This is a genomic window from Aeromonas simiae, from assembly GCF_014892695.1.
Classification (GTDB): Bacteria; Pseudomonadota; Gammaproteobacteria; order Enterobacterales; family Aeromonadaceae; genus Aeromonas; species Aeromonas simiae.
In genome coordinates this window covers 920,190-939,472 of record NZ_CP040449.1, presented here as the reverse complement: position 1 = coordinate 939,472, position 19,283 = coordinate 920,190, and the positions used below count along the sequence as shown (strand labels likewise).

The following is a 19,283-nucleotide window of genomic DNA, read 5'->3' as shown; positions in this document are numbered from 1 at the left end:
CCCTTTCCCGAACACCAAGGCGCGCTGCGCCAGGAAATAAGAGATCATGCTGAGCTATCGCCACGCCTTTCACGCCGGCAACCATGCCGATGTCCTCAAGCACGCCGTACAGGCCCTCATTCTCGAGAGCCTGAAGAAAAAAGAGAAACCCTTCATCGTTCTCGACACCCATGCCGGCGGCGGTCTGTATGATCTGCGCGGCGAGTGGGCCCAGAAGAAGGCGGAATTTGCCGACGGTATTGGCCGGCTGTGGGACGAGCAGGCGCGCTGGAGCAGCATCGATCCCTATTTGGCTATCGTGCGCGCCATGAACGACGATGGCACGCTCACCTACTACCCCGGCTCCCCCGAGTTATCGCGCCGCCTGACCCGAGCGCAGGACAAGGTGGTGCTGATGGAGCTGCACAACAACGAGGTGGAGTCCCTGCGCGGCAACATGCAGGGGGATGAGCGTGTCACTGTGCATCACCGTGACGGCTTCGAGGGGCTGGTGGCCCTGCTGCCCCCCACCCCGCGCCGCGGTCTGGTGCTGGTTGACCCGCCCTATGAGCTTAAAGAGGATTACTTCCGGGTGGTCGAGACCTTGAAAAAAGCGCAGAAGCGTTGGGCCACCGGCATCTATACGATCTGGTATCCCATCCTCGGGCGCGAGGCGGATCGGTCGCGCGATATGCTCAGCGCCATCGCCAAGGCCGGCCTAGGTGACGTGCTGGTGGCCGAGCTGGAAGTGGCCGGCCAGACCCCGGACTGGGGCATGAACGGCTCGGGCATGGTGATCGTCAGCCCCCCTTGGCTGTTAGACAAGCAGATTGAGGCCTTCCTCAAGCCCCTGTGCGCCAAGCTGGCCCAGGGCCCCGGCGCCCAGTACCGGGTCGAGTGGCTGAGCCGCCGCGAAGCGCAGTAACTGACAGGCCGCCCTCGGGCGGCCTGATGCATGATTCTCTGGCCCCTGGGCTTGGCACTGGGTCGAGCATTCCATAAAAGAGGGGGCCGATGGCCCCCTCTTGTTGCTTAGCAGACGGTTATGGCTGCGGCGCACCGCTCCAGCTTCGCATGTCGTAACCGGTGGGCGACTGGTGCAGGCGCAGGTGGAACTGATCGATCACCGCCAGCAGGTGATCGAAGATGTCAGCTTGGATCGCCTCATACTCCAGCCAGGCGGTGGTGGCGGTGAAGCAGTAGATCTCAAGCGGCACCCCGTCCGGGGTCGGCGACAACTGGCGCACCATCAGGGTCATGTCGTTGCGGATCTTGTCGCTCGCCTTGAGGTAGGCCTCAAGGTAGGCGCGCAAGGTGCCGAGGTTGGTCAGATGACGCCCGTTGATGGGGTTGCCAATCGCCTCCTGCAAGCGCTGGTTGTAGTCGCTCAGCTCCTGCTCCTTGCGGCTAAGGTAGGGGGCCAGCAACTTGGCCTGCTTGAGCGCCACTATCTCTTCGTGGGTCAGGAAGCGCACGCTGGTCATGTCGATGTTGACGCTGCGCTTGATACGCCGCCCACCCGACTCGGTCATCCCCTGCCAGTTCTTGAACGAATCGGAGATGAGCGCATAGGTGGGGATGGTGGTGATGGTCTTGTCCCAGTTCGACACCTTGACCGTGGTGAGGCCGATGTCGGTCACCTCGCCATCGGCGCCGTACTTGTCCATCTGTAGCCAGTCACCGACGCTCAGCATGCGGTTGGCCGAAAGCTGGATCCCCGCCACCAGTCCGAGAATGGGGTCTTTGAACACCAACATCAGGACTGCGGTCATGGCCCCCAGGCCGCTGAACAGGAACAGAGGCGACTTGCCGATGAGCAGGGAGAGCATCAGGATGCCCACCAGTATGCTGCCCATCAGCTTGACCCCCTGGAAGATACCGCGCAGGGGCAGGCTCTGACCGAACTGGGTGCGCCGGCTTAAAAACAGCACACAGTCGAGCAGGGCAAACAGGGCCAGCAGCAGGAACAGCAGGATCCACAGCTGGGTGGTGACCACGATGAACTCAAGGCTCTCCGAACCACGCGGCAGCCAGATCTCGGCCTGGCCGAGCAGCACCACCCCTTGCAGCACAAAGGCCAGGCGGTTAAACAGACGCTGCTGCAAGTTGGCCGGCAGCCACACCTGCTGCTTGCGCTCAATCATCCCCACCAGACGCACCAGCAGGATGCGGTGCAGCAGCAGGTGCAGCAGCAGCGAGGTCACCACGATAAAACCAAGGGCGATGGCCAGGGCCATCATGTTGGTGACCTCCAGCCCGAGCCCACCGAGCCAGGCAAACAATTTCTCTTTCATGCACTTCCTCCTTCGAGCCCGCTAGGATACCACTCCCACCCGACTCTCCCATGAATAGAGAGGCAGGCTGTGACGCATCCTGTCCCAACAAAGATGCGATGTGGCGCGGGTTGTGTTCTAGTGAAGGGGAGATAACGAGGAGAGACACATCATGCGCCTGTTCATGCTGCTTCTGCTGGGTCTGCCGCTGCTGGCGGACGCCGCGCCCGCCTTCGACTGCGCCAAGGCCGAGGGGACGGTCGAGCAGCTCATCTGTCACGATCCCTCATTGGCCGCGCTCGATCGTGAGCTGGCCGAGCGCTACCCGAAAGCGATCGCCCACTTCCCCGAGCGGGAGCAGCGCCAAGAAAGAGCCATCCAACGCGGCTGGATCAAGGGGCGCAACGAGTGCTGGAAGAGCAGCGACGTGCGCGCCTGCATCGAGCAGAGCTACCGCATGCGCATCACCGAGTTGCAGATAAAGGGGGGGCAGCTTGAGGTGCCTGCCCCGACCTACTACCAATGCGGCGCGGCCCTGCGCCTTGAGGTCTACTTCTATCAGAGCGGCAAGCTGCCGGCTGCCGTCCTCAACCTCACCGAGGGGGACGACATGCAACAAACGCTGGCGTATGGCGAGCGCCAGGCGGACGCCACCCGCTATACCGGGCGCAACACCCACCTGCTGGTGCAGGGAAGCCGCGTCACGCTAGAGCGCTATGGCAAGCCCTCACTCACCTGCCAGCCCGGATAGGCAGTTGTTCATCTTGCCATCACGGCGGCAAAACCGTTAAATGTGTGCCTTTGCACACTCTTAACGGTTTTCCCCCATGTTCGCGCGATTTCTTTTCGCCGGGCTGGCGCTGCTAGCGCTGCTTGCCCTGCTGCTCAAGTCACTGATCCTACTCTGGTCTCCCGCCAGCTTTGCGGCCTTAAGTTCAGCCCAGCAGCTGGAGGCCATAGTGTGGGGTTTTCGCTTCGATCTGGCGGCCGCCAGCCTGGTGTGGGCGCCGTTCGCCCTGCTCTGCTGGCTCTCGGTGCGTCTGCTGCGCCAGCGTCGTCTCTCTTGGCTCTGGTGGTGGGCGCCGGCCCTGCTGCTGACCGCCATGCAGTTGGGCGATCTCATGTATTTCGACAACTCGGGCCGCCACGTAGGCTACGAAATTCGCGAGCTGACCCGCGAGTTTGCCGGTCTGTTTGACACCGCCCTCAAGCAGTACTCGCTGCCCATGCTGGGGCTGCTGGCCGTCGGCCTCGCCACTGCCCTGCTCTGCCGGCGCGGCGCCGTGCTGCAAGGGCGTCTGGGCCCGCTGCGCATCGAGTTGCCGCTGCTGCTGGCCCTGCTGGTGGCGGCGGTGGGCATTCGCGGCTCCCTGACCGAGCTACCGATGAAGCCCGATCGCGCCTATGACATCGGCAACCCGCAGCAGGCGCTGCTCTCGCTAAATCCGGCCTATGCCATGCTAAGCGGCCTGCTCGCCTCCAGCAAAGGACAGGCCAGCAACCCCCTCTATCGCCAACTGCCGGCACCGAGCAACAAGGCCCTCGCCCTGCTCGAGCCACAACGCCTGCGCGCCGCCGAGCCCTATCAGGCGCCGACGCGCCAGGTCAACGTGGTGCTGATGCTGCTCGAGAGCTGGCCGGCCGAGGTGATGCACAGCTACAACCCGGCCGCCCCGACCAAGCCCGCCGTCACCCCTAACTTCGATGCTCTGCACGCCAAGGGGCTGCGCACCGACGGCCTGCTCGCAGGCGGCCGGCGCACCGTCGAGGGCTTCTTCGGCGCCCTGTGCTCCTACCAAAATCCCCTCGAGGCCGGCGTGCCCAACACGGCGCTGCAAAGCCTTCCGTATCACTGTCTGCCCGAGTTGCTGAGCCAGGCGGGCTGGAGCACCGCCGTCTTCCAGGGGATGCACAAGGGGGAGACCGGCTCGTTCGCCCAGCAGCTCGGCACCCAGCACTCCTACGGCAAACTTGAGATGCCGCCAGCCCAGGTCGAGAAGAACAGTTGGGGCTATCAAGATCCGGATCTCTACCGCTTTGTAGTGGCGCAAGCCAAGCGCGAGACCGCCCCCTTCTTCTACATGATCAACAACACCACCACCCACGACGATCAGCTGCCGCCGGGCGAGCCATGGGTGTTTGGCAAAGAGGACGCCAAGGCGCGCCAACTGAGCGTGCTGCACTACGCCGATAAGGCGTTGGGCGATTTCATCCGCGCCTTCGAGCAGGCCAACATAGGGCCGACCCTGTTTGTCATCACCGCCGATCACACCGCCGGTGAACGCTCCGGCCATCTGGGGCGCTACTGGATCCCGTTCCTGCTCTACGCCACCGACGGCTCGGTGCCGGCCCGCCACGTGCCGGGGATCGGCGCCCAGCAGGATATCGCCCCGACCATCATGGAGTACCTCGGCGGCCGCGCCCCTTGGTTTGCCGGCCACTCCTTGCTGAGCCAGCCGCCACAAGGGGCCGGCTATGCCACCAGCGGCAGCCTCGGCTGGGTCAGCGGCAAGACGGTGATCGAGTATCCTCTGCAACATCCGGATCAGCTCACCTGCTACGACTGGCAACAGGATCTGGCCATGACCACTCCCCAGCCCTGCCCGGCGCAAGCCAGCGCGCTGCGCGATCTCAGTTGGGCCAGTACCTGGTATCAACAGAGCCTGCTGTTCCAGGGCCAGACCCGGGAGTTTGGCCGCGTCGATCCAGCCAGCCTGCTGCGCAATGACAGCGCCACGCAGACGGCGGGGGGCTCCGCCACCACTCAGCCGGCCGGCTGAGTCGCGCTGAGTGCACCCCATCAACAAAAGGGAGGCTGTCGCCTCCCTTTTGCTGCTCTGGTCTGCTTTCTGAATCCATTGTCAGCAAGCGCTGGTCAAACCGGGGATGAGCGCTTACGATAGCCATCCGACGCCTATCCCTTGCCGGTCATCTCCCACACAACGATGAGCCAAGATCGGCGCCGCCGACCCGTACTCTTCAGCAAAAGGAGTTTGCTGTGTTTGATCATGTCGAAATCAGGACGGCCCACTTTAGCGCAAGCCGCCACTTCTATGAGACCGTGCTGCGCCCCCTGCGCATCGAGCCCAAGTGGGCCAACGAGCAGGAAGCCGGCTTTGGCAAGATGAACGGCGATAAGGTGGCCTTTCTCATCGCCCATGACGAAGCGGCCCCCAGCGGCCCTTGCCATCTGGCCTTTCGCGCCGCCCACCAGAGCGAGGTCGATGCCTTCTATCGCGCCGGCATTCAGGCCGGCTTTCGCTGTAACGGCAAGCCGGGGCTGCGCAAGCACTACTCCCCCAACTACTACGCCGCCTTCCTGTTCGATCCCGATGGCAATAACATCGAGGCGGTGGTCTACCTCTGAGCCCAGCGCCATCCCATGCTCGTTTTCTACATTCGCCACAACTGGAACCACAGCGACTTTGCCGCGCTCAACCCGCGCCTGTTCGCCGAACACAAGATTGCCGTCCATTACCAAGAGGCGGCAGAGCCGTTCAACCGCGCCCATTACCACAGCAGTAGCGCCAAAACCGCCATCGACTACATCAACCGGGCCTCATCGCAAGAGACCCTGATCGTCGCCGCCTACGCCGGCATCGATAAGATCCTGATCGGCCTCTCATGCCCAGGCAGCAAGGGGGTTGAGGAGTGTCAGGGGAACCAGCTCAAGGTGGTGCAACTGCGCAAGGTAAGGGAGGTGAGCCGCCATGAATTTCTCCTGCCCTTCGTGGTGCCCCCACCCCATGCTGCCTTCGTCCGCTGGCATATGGGCGAGCGCGCTGTGCTGCGCTTCTACCGCGATGAAAGAGAAGCGATCGGGCTCGACATGCTGCTCCCCTGGCACCTCGAGTTATTGTGTGAAGAGTGGCTGCGCAAGCAGCAGCGGCTGCACCGCAAGCTGTTTCACACCGGCAAGACCATGCAGGATTTCGATATTGTCGGCCTCGATCCGCAAGGGGAGTACCTCATCGCCCAGGTCAAGCACAAGGCGAGCGCGGCCGCGGTGCTCGACTTCTTTAGCAAGGCAGCCCCCTTCTTTGACCACGATGCCGCGCGGCTAAGGCGCAGCGCCCTGTTCTTTGCTGGCCACGCTTCCCAGGACGCTGAGCCGGGCCAGATCATCCCGATAGAAAAGGTGATCGCCGAGTTTGAACGTGATGAGCCCGGTTACCTCGCCGCCCTCTATGGCAGCCATCAACCCGGCACCGCGCCGCGCACATAAAAAAGCCCGGCCAAGCCGGGCAACATCGGCTGCCAGCTATCGGCAGCACACGGTCATCAGTGCAAGAGATGATGGCGTTATCATAAGTGGCCGTCCGCGCCAGCCGCCAATGGGTTGTTCCGACCGGGGCAATCGAGCCTCGCCATCACCCAGCGCGCTTCGCCGACGAGCATACCGCCCCTACAACCGTGATGGGATGGGCCCAACCTGGATATAGGTCAGCCGCCCCGAGTCAGCCGCTGGGCTGGGCAGCGCAAACTGGCTGCGCCGAGCAAACCGCTGGCGGACGGCCACCCAAATAGCGGGAGTGAGTTCATCCCACGTTGCGAAGTGGCGGGCGAGGTGAAAAATGTAGTGGTCAACTAAATCCGGACACTTGGTTAGGCCGATCTTCGGCTTTTGCAGCACCAAATTGGGACACCCACCATTTTGTGTGCCGCGTAGCGATCAACAGAGCCCAATCTGCCACCCTAGTCACAGACGGGCAGGTATTGCTGCCCCCAGCAAGATGCCGAGGTGAGTTGAGGGAATACACGCAGTAGACAACTTGCCGGGGATAACCGATCGATTGGTGACTTTTCTTTGGCCACGCAAAGAAAAGTTGTTCACCACAGCCCGAAGGGCAGGAGAAACCCTATCGGAGGCGAAAGCCTTCGAGTCTTATGCGGCAGCGCCGCATTAAGAGAGGAGCCATGGCCGAGCGCCCACAAAAAAGCCCGTCATACGACGGGCTTTTTTTCGGCCTGATGCTGCCGCTTACTTGCTGCCACCCGAGTTGCGGGTCGAGGGGCGGCGGCGCGAGGCCGGGGTGCGGGCACGGCCGCCAGCCGATTGCAGCTCCTTGTGGCGCTTGACGGCGCGGCGGATCTGGGCGGCCTGCTTGTGGCGGCTACCCTTGCTGTCGGCGTGCACGTCAACCTTGGACTCGGTCTCGGGCTGCATGCCGACCAGGGAGCGCAGGTAGTTCACCTCGGTCAGTTTCAGCTCCTGCCAGCCGCCACGCGGCACACCGCGATCGAGCTTCACGTCGCCGTAGCGCACGCGCATCAGGCGGCTCACCTGCACCTCCTGGGACTCCCACAGACGGCGCACTTCGCGGTTACGGCCCTCGGTCAGGGTGACGTTGAACCACTGGTTCAGCCCCTCGCCGCCGGCCGGCTTGATCTTGTTGAACTTGGCCATGCCATCTTCGAGCTGCACCCCTTTGCGCAGGCGCTGCAACATGGCTTCGTTCACCTCGCCAAATACCCGCACCGCGTACTCGCGCTCCACTTCGTGGCTCGGGTGCATCAGGCGGTTGGCCAGCTCACCGTCGGTGGTAAAGAGCAGCAGGCCGGAGGTGTTGACGTCGAGGCGGCCGACGGCGATCCAACGCCCCTCGGAGAGGATCGGCAGGCGATCGAACACGGTCGGGCGCCCCTCCGGATCGTGGCGGGTACACATCTCCCCTTCCGGCTTGTGGTAGGCGAGCACGCGGCAGATCAGTTCGTCAGCAGGCTTGGTCTTGACCACATGGCCATCGATCCGGATCACGGCGTTGGATTCGACGCGATCTCCTAGTGTGGCGGCCTTGCCATCCACACTCACCCGACCCTCGGTGATCAGGGCCTCCATCTCACGACGGGAGCCGTGACCCGCACGGGCCAGCACTTTTTGCAGTTTTTCACTCATCGGGTTTACCTGATTGTTGAACGCTCTCGGCCAGTGATGCCGACAACGGGGTTCCTGCCTCGTCCAGCTCGGGGAGCTGATCCAGGCTCTTCAAATTGAAATAGTCGAGAAACTCGCGGGTGGTGGCAAGCAGCTCGGGGCGGCCGGGCACCTCTTTGTGACCGATGCCGCGCACCCAGCCACGCTCTTTTAAGGTGGTCACGATCTGGGTCGAGACCGCCACACCGCGGATGGCTTCAATTTCGGCGCGGGTGATCGGCTGACGATAGGCGATCAGGGTCAGCGTCTCCATCACGGCGCGCGAGTAGCGCGGAGCCCGCTCGCTCCACAGGCGAGCCAGCTCCTCGGCATACTCCTGACGGGCCTGAAAGCGCCAGCCAGAGGCGACCTCTTTCAGCTCGACGCCGCGTCCCTCATAGTCGGCCTTCAATTCGGCCAGCAGCAGCTGCACGTAGCGCGGCGTGACCGGATAGTCGGCCAGCACACTGCCCTTGAGTTCACTCACGCCAAGGGGCCGGCCGGCCACCAGCAGGGCCGCCTCGATGAGGTGCTTGAGCCGCTCAGTGGGCAGGGCCATGGTCATGCTCCGCGTCGTGCTGGCCGGCGGCCAGGGCAAAGTGGATGGGGCCAAGCGGCTCGGCTTGCAGCAGCCAGATCATCGACTCCTTGCACAGCTCGAGCAGGGCGAGGAAGGTAACCAGCACCCCCATGCGCCCCTCGTCGGCCCGCAGCACCCGATCAAAGCGCAGCGTCACACCGGGGGCCAGCATAGCGAGGATCTCGGCCATGCGCACCCGGGTCGGGATCTGTTCGCGCCTTATCTGGTGATGTTCAAAATGAACCGCGCGTTTTACCACACTTTGCATGGTCAAGGCGAGTTCAATCAGGCCGACGTCGGGGGCAAGCGGCTTGAGATCACCAAAATCCGGTGGCAGGGCGCTGGCGACAAAAATCTCCCGCTCCAGGCGTGGCAAGGCGTCCACCCCCTCGGCCGCCACCTTGTAGCGCTCATACTCCTGCAACCGGCGCACCAGCGCCACTCGCGGGTCCTCCCCTTCCTCCTCTTCCAGCTCGGGCGCCCGTGGCAGCAGCAGGCGCGACTTGATCTCGGCCAGCCAGGCCGCCATCAGCAGGTACTCGGCCGCCAGTTCCAGATTGAGGCCGCGCATCAGCTCCACGTACTCCATGTACTGGGCGGTGATCTCGACGATCGGCAGGTTGAGGATGTCGAGCTGCTGGCGCCGGATGAGGTAGAGCAGCAGATCGAGGGGCCCCTCGAAGGTATCGAGAAACACCTCGAGCGCATCGGGCGGGATGAAGAGATCCTGCGGCAGCTCGGTATAGGGCCGGCCCTCGACCAGGGCGATCGGTGCACTCATCACTCGAAGGGGGTCGGGTCCCCTGCGCCGCGGCGACGGATCACCGCCTCGTCGTCGGAGAAATCGATGACGGTGGTGGGCTGCTCACCGAGGTAGCCGCCGTCGATCACCAGATCGAGCAGCTTGCCGAGCTTGTCGTTGATCTCTTGCGGATCGTACTCGGCCATCTCGGAGCCGGGCAGGATCAGGGTGGTGGAGAGCAGCGGCTCGCCGAGCGCCTCAAGCAGGGCCAGCGAGATGTTGTTGGCCGGTACCCGGATGCCGATGGTCTTCTTCTTCTCGTTCATCAGGCGGCGCGGCACTTCCTTGGTCGCCTTGAAGATGAAGGTATAGGCCCCCGGCGTGTTGTTTTTGATAAGACGAAACGCGCCATTGTCGACCCGGGCGTAGGTGGCAAGCTCGGAGAGATCGCGGCACACCAGGGTGAAGTCGTGATCCGCCTCGATACGGCGGATGCGGCAGATGCGCTCGAGCGCCCCCTTGTCCCCCATCTGGCAGCCGAGGGCATAGCCAGAGTCGGTCGGGTAGACGATGACGCCGCCACTTTTGAGGATCTGTACCGCTTGGGTGATGAGACGCACCTGCGGGTTTTCGGGATGAATGTAGAAATACTGGCTCATGAATACCTCCCGGGATAACCCCGGCGATTGCTCACGCAATGTGGCAGCCAGAGGCTGCCAACGAAGGATCCGGCCGCGCGCAGCGAGCGGATCCACGAATCGCTATTGTGCTCCCCTTTTCAAGGGGTTGCATCCGCCACAGCGAAATCGGCGGCGCTCAGCCCGAACAGCTCGGGATAAGCCAGCCACAGCGGCCGGCCCCGCTTGGGCAGCCACAGGCCACGCCCCAGCTCCAGCCAGGGCTGGGGAAAGTGGAAATCCGACCCGACCGAGATCAGCAGCTCATGCTCCTCGGCCCACTGGCCGAGGTTGGCCCGCTCACTTGGGCTCTGCTGGGGCAGGCAGGCCTCCATGGCATCGCCGCCGGCTCCCTTGAAGGCGACCAGCAGCCGCTTGAGCCACTTGGTCGAGAGATCGTAACGGGTCGGGTGGGCCAGCACGGCGCGCCCGCCCGCCGCGTGAATGGCGGCAATCGCCGCCGCCATCTCGGGCCACTGGGCCGGCACATAGCCCTTGTTGCCACGGCTCAAATACTTCTTGAACACCTTCTGCATCGAGTCGGCCACCCCGACCTCCACCAGATAGCGGGCAAAGTGGGCACGGGTCACCTCACCACTGCCGGCCAGCCGTTTGGCCCCCTCGTAGGCGCCGGGGATGCCGCACTTCTCTAGGCGAATCCCCATCTCTTCGGCCCGCTCGCGGCGCCGACGCCCCTGCTCGGCCAAAAAGGCGACCAGCGTGGCGTTATCCACGGCGACCCCGATCCCCACCACGTGGATCTCGTGGTGCTCCCAGCCGGTCGAGATTTCGACGCCACTCACCAGACGCAGTGGCAGCGACTCGGCCGCGATAGTGGCGGCGGCTTCGTCAAGCCCGGCAAGGGTATCGTGGTCGGTGATGGCTAACACCTCGACCCCTTTTTCGGCGGCGCGGCGCACCAGTTCAGTGGGGGAGAGGTGACCATCCGAAGCGGTGGTATGGGAGTGAAGATCGAATCGCAAGGGGGCAACGGCTCCGTGTGGTGAACGCATGCAACGAAAAATCGGCTTGACTTGATTGCCGGAATATCGTTTTACTGTAGGCACTTCTGCAACCATGAAACGGGTTATCGCATCATGACAACGACTTACACCCCGAACCTGATCTGGTGGTGGCACACTCCCTCCTAGCGGGCGTGTGGTCGTTGCTGTACCTGAAAACCTGACAGCAGATAAAGAACCCAAAAAAGCCCGCTGACACCAGCGGGCTTTTTTATTATCCGGCAAATGGACTGACGATGAAACCGATGAAACTGACCTGGCGATGGCGCCACCCCGACAAATAAGTATCAACACACTGATTTAGTTAATTTTTTAAGAGTCAATTTCAAGGAATCACGTCATGATCATCGTTCTCAAGCCGCACGCCAGCGAAAGCGACGCCAAGGCCCTGCTGGCCCGCATCGAACAAACCGGCCTCAAACCGCTCTACTTGCCGGGGGCCGAGCGCATCGTCCTCGGTGCCCTCGGTGACGAGCGCGTGCTCGAGGGCCTCAACCTCGAGGCCGACCCCATGGTCGAGTCGGTCAAGCCGATCCTCTCTAAATACAAGCTGGTGAGTCGCGAGCTGCACCCCCACGACAGCCAGGTTCGCATCGGCAACCTCACCGTCGGTGGCGACAGTTTCGCCCTCATCGCCGGCCCCTGCTCGGTGGAGTCCTGCGAGCAGCTGCGCGCGGTGGCGGCCATGGTCAAGGAGTGTGGCGCCCAGGCCCTGCGCGGCGGCGCCTTTAAGCCGCGCACCAGCCCCTACGGCTTTCAGGGGCTGGGGGAAGAGGGGCTGAAACTGCTGGCCGAGGCCAACCGCGAGTTTGGCCTGCCCACCGTCTCCGAAGTGATGGACGCCAGCGACGTGGCACTGATGTGCCAATACGTCGATTGCCTGCAAATCGGCGCACGCAACATGCAAAACTTCCGCCTGCTCACCGCCGTCGGCCAGTGCGGCAAGCCGGTGCTGCTCAAGCGCGGCCTGTCGGCCACCATCGAAGAGCTGCTGCTGGCCGCCGAATACATCTACGCCGCCGGCAACCCCCGCATCATCTTGTGCGAGCGTGGCATCCGCACCTTCGAGACCGCCACCCGCAACACCCTGGATCTCAACGCCGTGGCCCTGCTCAAGCAAAAGAGCCACCTGCCGGTACTGGTCGACCCGAGCCACGGCACCGGTATCCGCGAACTGGTGATCCCGCTGTCGCGCGCCGCCGCCGCCGTGGGGGCTGACGGCATCATAGTCGAAGCCCACCTCAACCCGGCCGAGGCCCTCTCCGATGGCCATCAGGCGCTGACCGAGCCCCTGTTCCGCCGGCTGGTGGCCGAACTGACCCCCTTCGTGCAGGCCGCCGGCCGCCATCTGTGATTGAAAGGATGCAAATCATGACCACACTGCCCCTCGGCAAGTTTGAAATCCTGCGGCTCGCGGCCCCCTATGTGGCCGACCCGCTCGCCCTCTACCGCACCCTGTGCGATGAGCGCCCCAACACCCTGATGCTCGAATCGGCCGAGATTGACAGCAAGACCGGCACCCAGAGCCTGCTGCTGGTCGATGCCTGCCTGCGCCTCGAGTGCCGCGACCAAACCGTTACGGTGCGCGCCCTGACCCCCAACGGCGAGCCGTTACAGCAGTTGCTCGACGAGCAGTTGCCCGCCGCCGTGATCCGCAGCCGAACCGGCGCCAATGATCTGACCCTCACCTTCCCGCGCGCCGAGCGCGAGCAAGACGAAGACAGCCGCCTCAAGGCTGTCGGGGTGCTCGATGCCCTGCGCCAACTGGTCACCAGCCTTGAGACCGAGCAGGAGCCACGCAGCCTGTTTCTCGGCGGCACCTTCGCCTATGACCTGATCGCCGCCTACGAGGATCTGCCCACCGTGCCGCAGGGGAACAACAGTTGCCCCGATTACTGCTTCTATGTAGCCGAGAGCCTCATCACCATCGATCACCAGGTGCAGAGCACCAAGATCCAGGCCTGCGTGTTCGGAGGCGAGAGCGTCGCCACCAGCTACCGCCGTCTGTCGGCCCGCATCGGTGAACTTAAAGCCGCCTGCGCCAGTGCCCCGGCCCCCGAGCTGGCCGCCCCTGTCATCACAGGCCCGGTGCTGGTCGACAAGGAAGACAACCACTTCTGCGCCGAGGTAGAGCGCCTCAAAGGCTTCATCCGCCAGGGCGACATCTTCCAGGTGGTGCCTTCACGCAGCTTCTCCCTGCCCTGCCCCTCCCCGCTGGCCGCCTATCGCCGCCTCAAGCAGACCAACCCCAGTCCTTACATGTTCTATGTGCAGGATGAGGCCTTCACCCTGTTTGGCGCCTCACCCGAGAGCGCGGTGAAATTCAGCGCCCGCAGCCGCCAAGTAGAGATGTATCCCATCGCCGGCACCCGCCGCCGTGGCCTCAACCCGGACGACAGCATCAACCTCGACATGGACGGTCGCCTCGAGCTGGAGCTGCGCCAGGACGAGAAAGAGGTGGCCGAGCACCTGATGCTGGTCGACCTTGGCCGCAACGATATCGCCCGCATCAGCGAGCCGGGCAGCCGCTACGTTAAAGATCTGCTCAAGGTGGATCGCTACAGCCATGTGATGCACTTGGTCTCCCGCGTGGTGGGCACACTGCGCGCCGATCTCGACGCCCTGCACGCCTACCAGGCCTGCATGAACATGGGCACCCTGACCGGCGCTCCCAAGATCCGCGCCAGCGAACTGATCCGCCTGGTGGAGGGGAAACGGCGTGGCAGCTACGGCGGCGCAGTGGGTTATCTCACTGGGGATGGCGAGATGGACACCTGCATCGTCATCCGCTCGGCCTTCGTCAAGGACGGGATCGCCCATGTTCAGGCCGGTGCCGGCGTGGTGTTTGACTCCAAGCCGCAGGCCGAAGCCGACGAGACCCGGGTGAAAGCCGCCGCAGTGCTGGCGGCCATCGCCGCCAGTCACGGCACCTCACTGCAAGCGCTCAGCGCCACCGACCGATAAGGAGCCGTCTCATGACCAATATCTTCCTGCTCGATAACTTCGACTCCTTTACCTACAACCTGGTGGATCAGTTCCGCACCCTCGGCTATCCGGTACGCATCTATCGCAACAGCCTGCCGGCCGAGCGCATCATGGCCGAGATTGACGCCTGCGAAGGCAGCGCCGTGCTGGTGCTCTCGCCGGGGCCGGGAGCTCCGACCGAGGCCGGCTGCCTCATCGAGCTGATCCAACTGGCCCGCGGCAAGCTGCCAATCCTCGGCATCTGCCTCGGTCATCAGGCCCTGTGTCAGGCCTATGGCGGCACGGTCGGCGCCGCCAACGAGATTGTCCACGGCAAGCGCTCCCTCATCGAGCACAGCGGCCACGGCCCGTTTGCCGGCCTGCCCAGCCCGCTGCCGGTGGCGCGCTACCACTCGCTGGTCGCCACCTATGTGCCGGCCGAGCTGACGGTCATCGCCCACTTCCAGGGCATGCCGATGGCCATCGAGCACTCCGATGATCGGGTGCTCGGCTTCCAGTTTCATCCCGAATCCATCCTGACCAGTGAAGGGGCCCGTCTGCTGACCCAGGCGCTCGCCCACATCACTCGTCCCGAGAGCAGTGTGCGGTAAGGAGACCCCATGCATCATCATCTCAACACCCTCTATCAGGGACAGTCACTCACCCGCGAGGCGGCCCGCGAGGCCTTCGGTCAGGTGGTGCGTGGCGAGGTCGACCCGATTGTGCTGGCCAGCCTGCTCACCGCCCTCAAGATCAAGGGTGAGACGCCAGAGGAGATCACCGGCGCCGCCGAGGCTCTGCTGGCCGAATCGCGCCCCTTCCCGCGCCCAGATTACGACTTCTGCGACATCGTCGGCACCGGCGGTGACGGCCTCAACACCATCAACGTCTCCACCACTTCGGCACTGGTGGCGGCCGCCTGCGGTCTCAAGGTGGCCAAGCACGGCAACCGCTCGGTATCGAGCAAGTCCGGCTCGAGCGATCTGCTCGATCAGATGGGCATTCGTCTCGACATGAGTCCTGAGCTGTCGCGCCGCTGCTTAGACGAGGTGGGGGTCTGCTTTCTGTTCGCCCCCCAGTATCATGCCGGGGTGCGCCACGCCATGCCGGTGCGCCAGGCGCTCAAGACCCGCACCCTGTTCAATGTGCTGGGGCCGCTCATCAATCCGGCCCGCCCCACCTTCCAACTGATGGGGGTCTACGCCCCTGAATTGGTGCGCCCGCTGGCAGAAACCTTGCTGGCCTTGGGGCTGAAAACAGGTATGGTGGTACATGGTGCCGGCCTCGACGAAGTGGCCATCCATGGCCCGACTCAAGTGGCCCAGATCCGTGACGGCGAAATTCGTGAATTTATGCTCACCCCGGCGGACTTCGGCCTCGAAACCTATCCGGTCAGCGCCATCCGTGGCGGCGAGCCGGCCGAGAACCGCGCCATCACTGCCGCCATTTTGGAAGGTCACGGCGCGCCGGCCCACAACGCCGCCATCGCCGCCAACGTAGCCCCGCTGCTGCTGATGGCCGGCAAGGCCAAGGATCTCAAGGAGGCAGCCGCCCAGGTGCTGGCCGTGCTGGCCTCGGGCAAGGCCGCCACTATCGTCACCCATCTCGCTGCCCTGAGCCGGCAGGAAGCACAGTAATGGAATCAATGGAGAAGGAAGACCGCATGCTCAATCACCCCTCCCTCAGTCAGACCATCCTCGGCAAGATTGTCGCGGCCAAGCAGCAGTGGCTGGAGGAGCGCAAGGCCCGTGAGCCATTGGAGGGCTTTAAGGCCGGCCTCACCCGCAGCGATCGCGATTTCGAAGGGGCGCTACGTCAGGGCGGCACCCGCTTCATCATGGAGTGCAAGCGCGCCTCCCCCTCCAAGGGGTTGATCCGCGCCGACTTCAGCCCGGAGGCGATCGCCGATACCTACGCCCCTTACGCTGCGGCCATCTCGGTGCTGACCGACGAGCCCTATTTTCAGGGGGATTTTGCCTTCCTGCCGCGGGTACGCAGCCGGGTCAACCAGCCGGTCTTGTGCAAGGACTTCATGATAGACCCCTACCAGGTCTATCTGGCGCGCCACTATCAGGCCGACGCCATCTTGCTGATGCTCTCGGTGCTGACTGACGAGGGGTATCGCACCCTCTACGCCGTCGCCCGCGAGCTGGGGCTCGGGGTACTGACCGAGGTGAGCAACGAGGAGGAGGCCGAGCGCGCCATCGCCCTCGGTGCCCCCATCATCGGCATTAACAACCGGGACTTGCGCGACTTGAGCGTCGATCTCGACCGCACCCGCCAACTGGCCGAGCGCATCCCGGCCGATCGGCTGGTGGTGAGCGAGTCCGGCATCCACCACCGTGCCCAGGTAGCCAGCCTGCGGCCCCACGCCAAGGCATTCCTGGTCGGCTCCTCCTTGATGTCTGAGCCCGATCTGGGCAAGGCGGTCAGGAAGCTGGTGCTCGGCCAAAACAAGGTGTGCGGCCTGACCCGCCCCGAGGATGCCGCCGCCGCCCACCGGGCGGGCGCCATCTATGGCGGACTGATTTTCGTGGCTAAGAGCCCGCGTTACGTCGATATTCCGGCCGCCCGGGACGTGATGGCTGGCGCCCCGCTCGATTACGTGGGGGTGTTTCGCGGCGCCAAGCCCGAGACCATCGCCAAGACGGTCGAGGCGCTGGGGCTGCACGCCGTACAGCTGCACGGGGACGAGGACGCCTTCTTCATCGCCCGCCTGCGTCCGCTGCTGCCGGAAGGGTGCCAAATCTGGAAAGCGGTGCCGATCTGTGCCGGTGAACCGCTGCCCTCGCTCGACTACCCTTGCGATCGCCTGCTGCTCGACAGCCAGGTGGCGGGCCAAAGCGGCGGCACTGGCGTGACGTTTGACTGGCGCCTGCTCGATGGGCTCGATAAGTCACGCCTGATGCTGGCCGGTGGCCTTAACCCCGACAACGCCTTGCAGGCGGCCCAGGTGGGCTGCCTCGGTCTCGATTTCAACTCCGGGGTCGAAAGCGCCCCCGGCGTGAAGGATGCAGCCAAGCTCGCCGCCGCCTTCGCTCAGTTGCAACAACTTTGATTGTGATAAGGAAAACAACAATGACACTGCTCAACCCGTTTTTCGGCGAGTTCGGCGGCATGTATGTGCCGCAGATCCTCATCCCGGCCCTGCTCCAACTGGAGAAGGCCTTCGTTGAGTCCAAAGATGACCCGGACTTTCAGGCCGAATTCAAGGCCCTGCTGACCGAGTACGCCGGCCGTCCGACCCCGCTCACCCTGACCCGCAACCTGACCCGCGGCACCAAGACCCGCCTCTATCTCAAGCGCGAGGATCTGCTGCACGGCGGTGCCCACAAGACCAACCAGGTGCTGGGTCAAGCCCTGCTGGCCAAGCGCATGGGCAAGAGCGAGATCATCGCCGAAACCGGCGCCGGTCAACACGGCGTGGCCACGGCGCTGGCCTGCGCCCTGCTCGGCCTCAAGTGCCGCGTCTACATGGGAGCCAAAGATTGTGAGCGACAAAAACCCAACGTGTTTCGCATGCGCCTGATGGGGGCCGAGGTGATCCCGGTGCACTCCGGCTCCTCCACCCTCAAGGATGCCTGTAACGAGGCGATGCGCGACTGGGCCGCCAACTACGAAACCGCCCACTACCTGCTCGGCACCGCTGCCGGGCCGCACCCCTTCCCGACTATCGTGCGCGAGTTCCAGAAGATGATCGGTGAAGAGGCCAGAGCCCAATGCTTCGAGAAAGAAGAGCGTCTGCCCGACGCCGTCATCGCCTGCGTCGGCGGCGGCTCGAACGCCATCGGCATGTTTGCCGACTTCATCGATAAGCCCTCGGTACGCCTCATCGGCGTCGAGCCGGGCGGCCACGGCATCGAGAGCGGCGAACACGGCGCGCCACTCGGCTACGGCACCCAGGGGGTCTTCTTCGGCATGCACTCCTACCTGATGCAAGATGATCAGGGACAGATCCAGGAGTCCTACTCCATCTCTGCCGGCCTTGATTTCCCCTCGGTTGGGCCGCAGCACGCCCATCTGGCCGCCACCGGCCGCGCCGAGTACGTGCCCATCACCGACCAGGAGGCGCTCAACGCCTTCCAAGAGCTGGCCAAGCACGAAGGGATCATCCCGGCGCTGGAGTCTTCCCACGCCCTGGCCCAGGCCCTCAAGATGGCTCGCAGTGAGCCCGAAAAGGAGCAGGTGCTGATCGTCAACCTCTCCGGCCGTGGCGACAAAGATATCTTCACCGTCGCCGACATTTTCGAGAAACAAGGAGTCCTGTGATGAACCGTTATGCGGATATGTTTTACCGTCTCGATGCTGCCAAGCAGGGCGCCTTCGTTCCTTTCGTGATGCTGGGGGATCCGACCCCTGAGCTGTCGCTGGCCATCATCGATGCCCTGGTCGAGGGAGGCGCCGATGGCCTCGAGCTCGGCATCCCCTTCTCCGACCCGGTGGCTGACGGCCCGACCATCCAGGGGGCGACCCTGCGCGCCTTCACCAGCGGTACCACCCCGAATCGCTGCTTCGAGCTGATCGGCCGCATCCGGGCCAAGTACCCGACGCTCCCGATCGGGCTGCTGGTCTACGCCAACCTGGTCTATGTGCGCAAGATCGATGGCTTCTATGAGAAGTGCCAGCAGGCTGGGGTCGACTCGGTGCTGGTGGCCGACGTACCGGTGGAGATGTGCGAGCCCTATAAGGCCGCCGCCGATCGCTTCAACATCGACAGCATCTTCATCGCCCCGCCCAACGCGGATCAAGAGACCCTCAAGCAGGTGGCCGCGCTGGGCCGTGGTTACACCTACCTGGTGAGCCGTGCCGGCGTCACCGGTGCCGAGACCAAGGCCGGCATGCCGGTCGAGGGGCTCATCAACACACTGCGCGAGTTCAATGCGCCGCGCGCCCTGCTCGGCTTTGGCATCAGCGAACCGAGCCAGGTGCGTGATGCCATCAAGGCCGGCGCTGCCGGTGTTATCTCGGGCTCGGCCGTGGTCAAGATCATCGAGACCCACTACCAGGACCCGGCCCACATGCTGATCCGCCTCAAGGAGTTTGTGCAGGGGATGAAGGCGGCGACCAACCGCTAAGGCTGGCATTGACCAGATGCCGCTAACCGTAAATAGCGGTTTGCACCGAGGGAGCCT

Annotated in this window: 18 protein-coding genes; 12 read left to right on the top strand and 6 right to left on the bottom strand. The window is 64.0% G+C overall.

The features are described 5' to 3' along the window. Nucleotides 1-46 precede the first annotated feature (46 nt). Nucleotides 47-904, top strand: a complete 858-nt coding sequence (locus FE240_RS04490) for a 23S rRNA (adenine(2030)-N(6))-methyltransferase RlmJ (RefSeq protein WP_193003538.1) — start codon at nt 47-49, stop codon at nt 902-904. A 118-nt stretch (nt 905-1,022) separates the two neighbouring features. Here FE240_RS04490 and FE240_RS04485 read toward each other — a convergent pair whose 3' ends face one another. Beyond that, nucleotides 1,023-2,273: a mechanosensitive ion channel family protein gene (locus tag FE240_RS04485; RefSeq protein WP_193003537.1), complete on the bottom strand. Its 1,251-nt coding sequence runs from the start codon at nt 2,271-2,273 to the stop codon at nt 1,023-1,025. A 151-nt stretch (nt 2,274-2,424) separates the two neighbouring features. Here FE240_RS04485 and FE240_RS04480 point away from each other — a divergent pair, with 151 nt between their 5' ends. The 4 genes from FE240_RS04480 (at nt 2,425) to FE240_RS04465 (ending at nt 6,477) form a co-directional block, all read left to right on the top strand. Next, nucleotides 2,425-3,003 carry a lysozyme inhibitor LprI family protein gene (locus tag FE240_RS04480; RefSeq protein WP_193003536.1) on the top strand — a complete coding sequence of 193 codons (579 nt, stop codon included), beginning with the start codon at nt 2,425-2,427 and terminating at the stop codon, nt 3,001-3,003. 76 nt (nt 3,004-3,079) lie between these two features. Beyond that, a complete protein-coding gene (locus tag FE240_RS04475) occupies nt 3,080-5,032 on the top strand; it encodes an LTA synthase family protein (protein WP_193003535.1) in 1,953 nt (650 codons plus the stop codon). A 218-nt stretch (nt 5,033-5,250) separates the two neighbouring features. Further along, nucleotides 5,251-5,619 (top strand): VOC family protein, encoded by a 369-nt coding sequence (locus FE240_RS04470; RefSeq protein WP_193003534.1) that lies wholly within the window; start codon nt 5,251-5,253, stop codon nt 5,617-5,619. 15 nt (nt 5,620-5,634) lie between these two features. Then, nucleotides 5,635-6,477 carry a hypothetical protein gene (locus FE240_RS04465; RefSeq protein WP_193003533.1) on the top strand — a complete coding sequence of 281 codons (843 nt, stop codon included), beginning with the start codon at nt 5,635-5,637 and terminating at the stop codon, nt 6,475-6,477. A 756-nt stretch (nt 6,478-7,233) separates the two neighbouring features. Here the strand turns inward: FE240_RS04465 and rluB are convergent. The 5 genes from rluB to rnm form a co-directional block, all read right to left on the bottom strand. Then, the gene (gene rluB, locus FE240_RS04460; protein ID WP_042049088.1) at nt 7,234-8,148 is read right to left on the bottom strand and encodes a 23S rRNA pseudouridine(2605) synthase RluB; all 915 of its coding nucleotides are present in this window, start codon (nt 8,146-8,148) and stop codon (nt 7,234-7,236) included. Further along, nucleotides 8,141-8,725 (bottom strand): SMC-Scp complex subunit ScpB, encoded by a 585-nt coding sequence (gene scpB, locus FE240_RS04455; RefSeq protein WP_193003532.1) that lies wholly within the window; start codon nt 8,723-8,725, stop codon nt 8,141-8,143. Before scpB ends, rluB begins: the two co-directional genes overlap by 8 nt. Next, nucleotides 8,709-9,527 (bottom strand): segregation and condensation protein A, encoded by an 819-nt coding sequence (locus FE240_RS04450; protein ID WP_193003531.1) that lies wholly within the window; start codon nt 9,525-9,527, stop codon nt 8,709-8,711. The genes scpB and FE240_RS04450 overlap by 17 nt, the downstream gene beginning before the upstream one ends. Then, nucleotides 9,527-10,147, bottom strand: coding sequence for an L-threonylcarbamoyladenylate synthase (locus FE240_RS04445; RefSeq protein WP_042049085.1), 621 nt, complete (start codon nt 10,145-10,147; stop codon nt 9,527-9,529). The genes FE240_RS04450 and FE240_RS04445 overlap by 1 nt, the downstream gene beginning before the upstream one ends. 119 nt (nt 10,148-10,266) lie before the next feature. Continuing rightward, on the bottom strand, nt 10,267-11,148 hold the full coding sequence (gene rnm / locus FE240_RS04440) for an RNase RNM (protein WP_193003530.1): 882 nt from the start codon (nt 11,146-11,148) through the stop codon (nt 10,267-10,269). A gap of 379 nt (nt 11,149-11,527) precedes the next feature. Between rnm and aroF the strand changes: the two genes are divergently transcribed. The 7 genes from aroF to trpA are packed head-to-tail and all read left to right on the top strand — an operon-like array spanning nt 11,528 to nt 19,226. After that, nucleotides 11,528-12,541: a 3-deoxy-7-phosphoheptulonate synthase gene (gene aroF, locus FE240_RS04435; RefSeq protein ID WP_193003529.1), complete on the top strand. Its 1,014-nt coding sequence runs from the start codon at nt 11,528-11,530 to the stop codon at nt 12,539-12,541. Between the two features lie 17 nt (nt 12,542-12,558). Then, nucleotides 12,559-14,151 carry an anthranilate synthase component 1 gene (locus tag FE240_RS04430; RefSeq protein ID WP_404800053.1) on the top strand — a complete coding sequence of 531 codons (1,593 nt, stop codon included), beginning with the start codon at nt 12,559-12,561 and terminating at the stop codon, nt 14,149-14,151. An 11-nt stretch (nt 14,152-14,162) separates the two neighbouring features. Then, nucleotides 14,163-14,762 (top strand): aminodeoxychorismate/anthranilate synthase component II, encoded by a 600-nt coding sequence (locus tag FE240_RS04425; RefSeq protein WP_042049080.1) that lies wholly within the window; start codon nt 14,163-14,165, stop codon nt 14,760-14,762. Between the two features lie 9 nt (nt 14,763-14,771). Next, the gene (gene trpD, locus FE240_RS04420; protein ID WP_042049078.1) at nt 14,772-15,788 is read left to right on the top strand and encodes an anthranilate phosphoribosyltransferase; all 1,017 of its coding nucleotides are present in this window, start codon (nt 14,772-14,774) and stop codon (nt 15,786-15,788) included. A gap of 8 nt (nt 15,789-15,796) precedes the next feature. Continuing rightward, nucleotides 15,797-17,209: a bifunctional indole-3-glycerol-phosphate synthase TrpC/phosphoribosylanthranilate isomerase TrpF gene (trpCF, locus tag FE240_RS04415; RefSeq protein ID WP_193004445.1), complete on the top strand. Its 1,413-nt coding sequence runs from the start codon at nt 15,797-15,799 to the stop codon at nt 17,207-17,209. Nucleotides 17,210-17,229: 20 nt separating this feature from the next. Further along, the gene (gene trpB / locus FE240_RS04410) at nt 17,230-18,420 is read left to right on the top strand and encodes a tryptophan synthase subunit beta (RefSeq protein ID WP_193003527.1); all 1,191 of its coding nucleotides are present in this window, start codon (nt 17,230-17,232) and stop codon (nt 18,418-18,420) included. Then, nucleotides 18,420-19,226, top strand: a complete 807-nt coding sequence (gene trpA, locus FE240_RS04405) for a tryptophan synthase subunit alpha (RefSeq protein WP_193003526.1) — start codon at nt 18,420-18,422, stop codon at nt 19,224-19,226. The genes trpB and trpA overlap by 1 nt, the downstream gene beginning before the upstream one ends. Nucleotides 19,227-19,283: the final 57 nt, after the last annotated feature.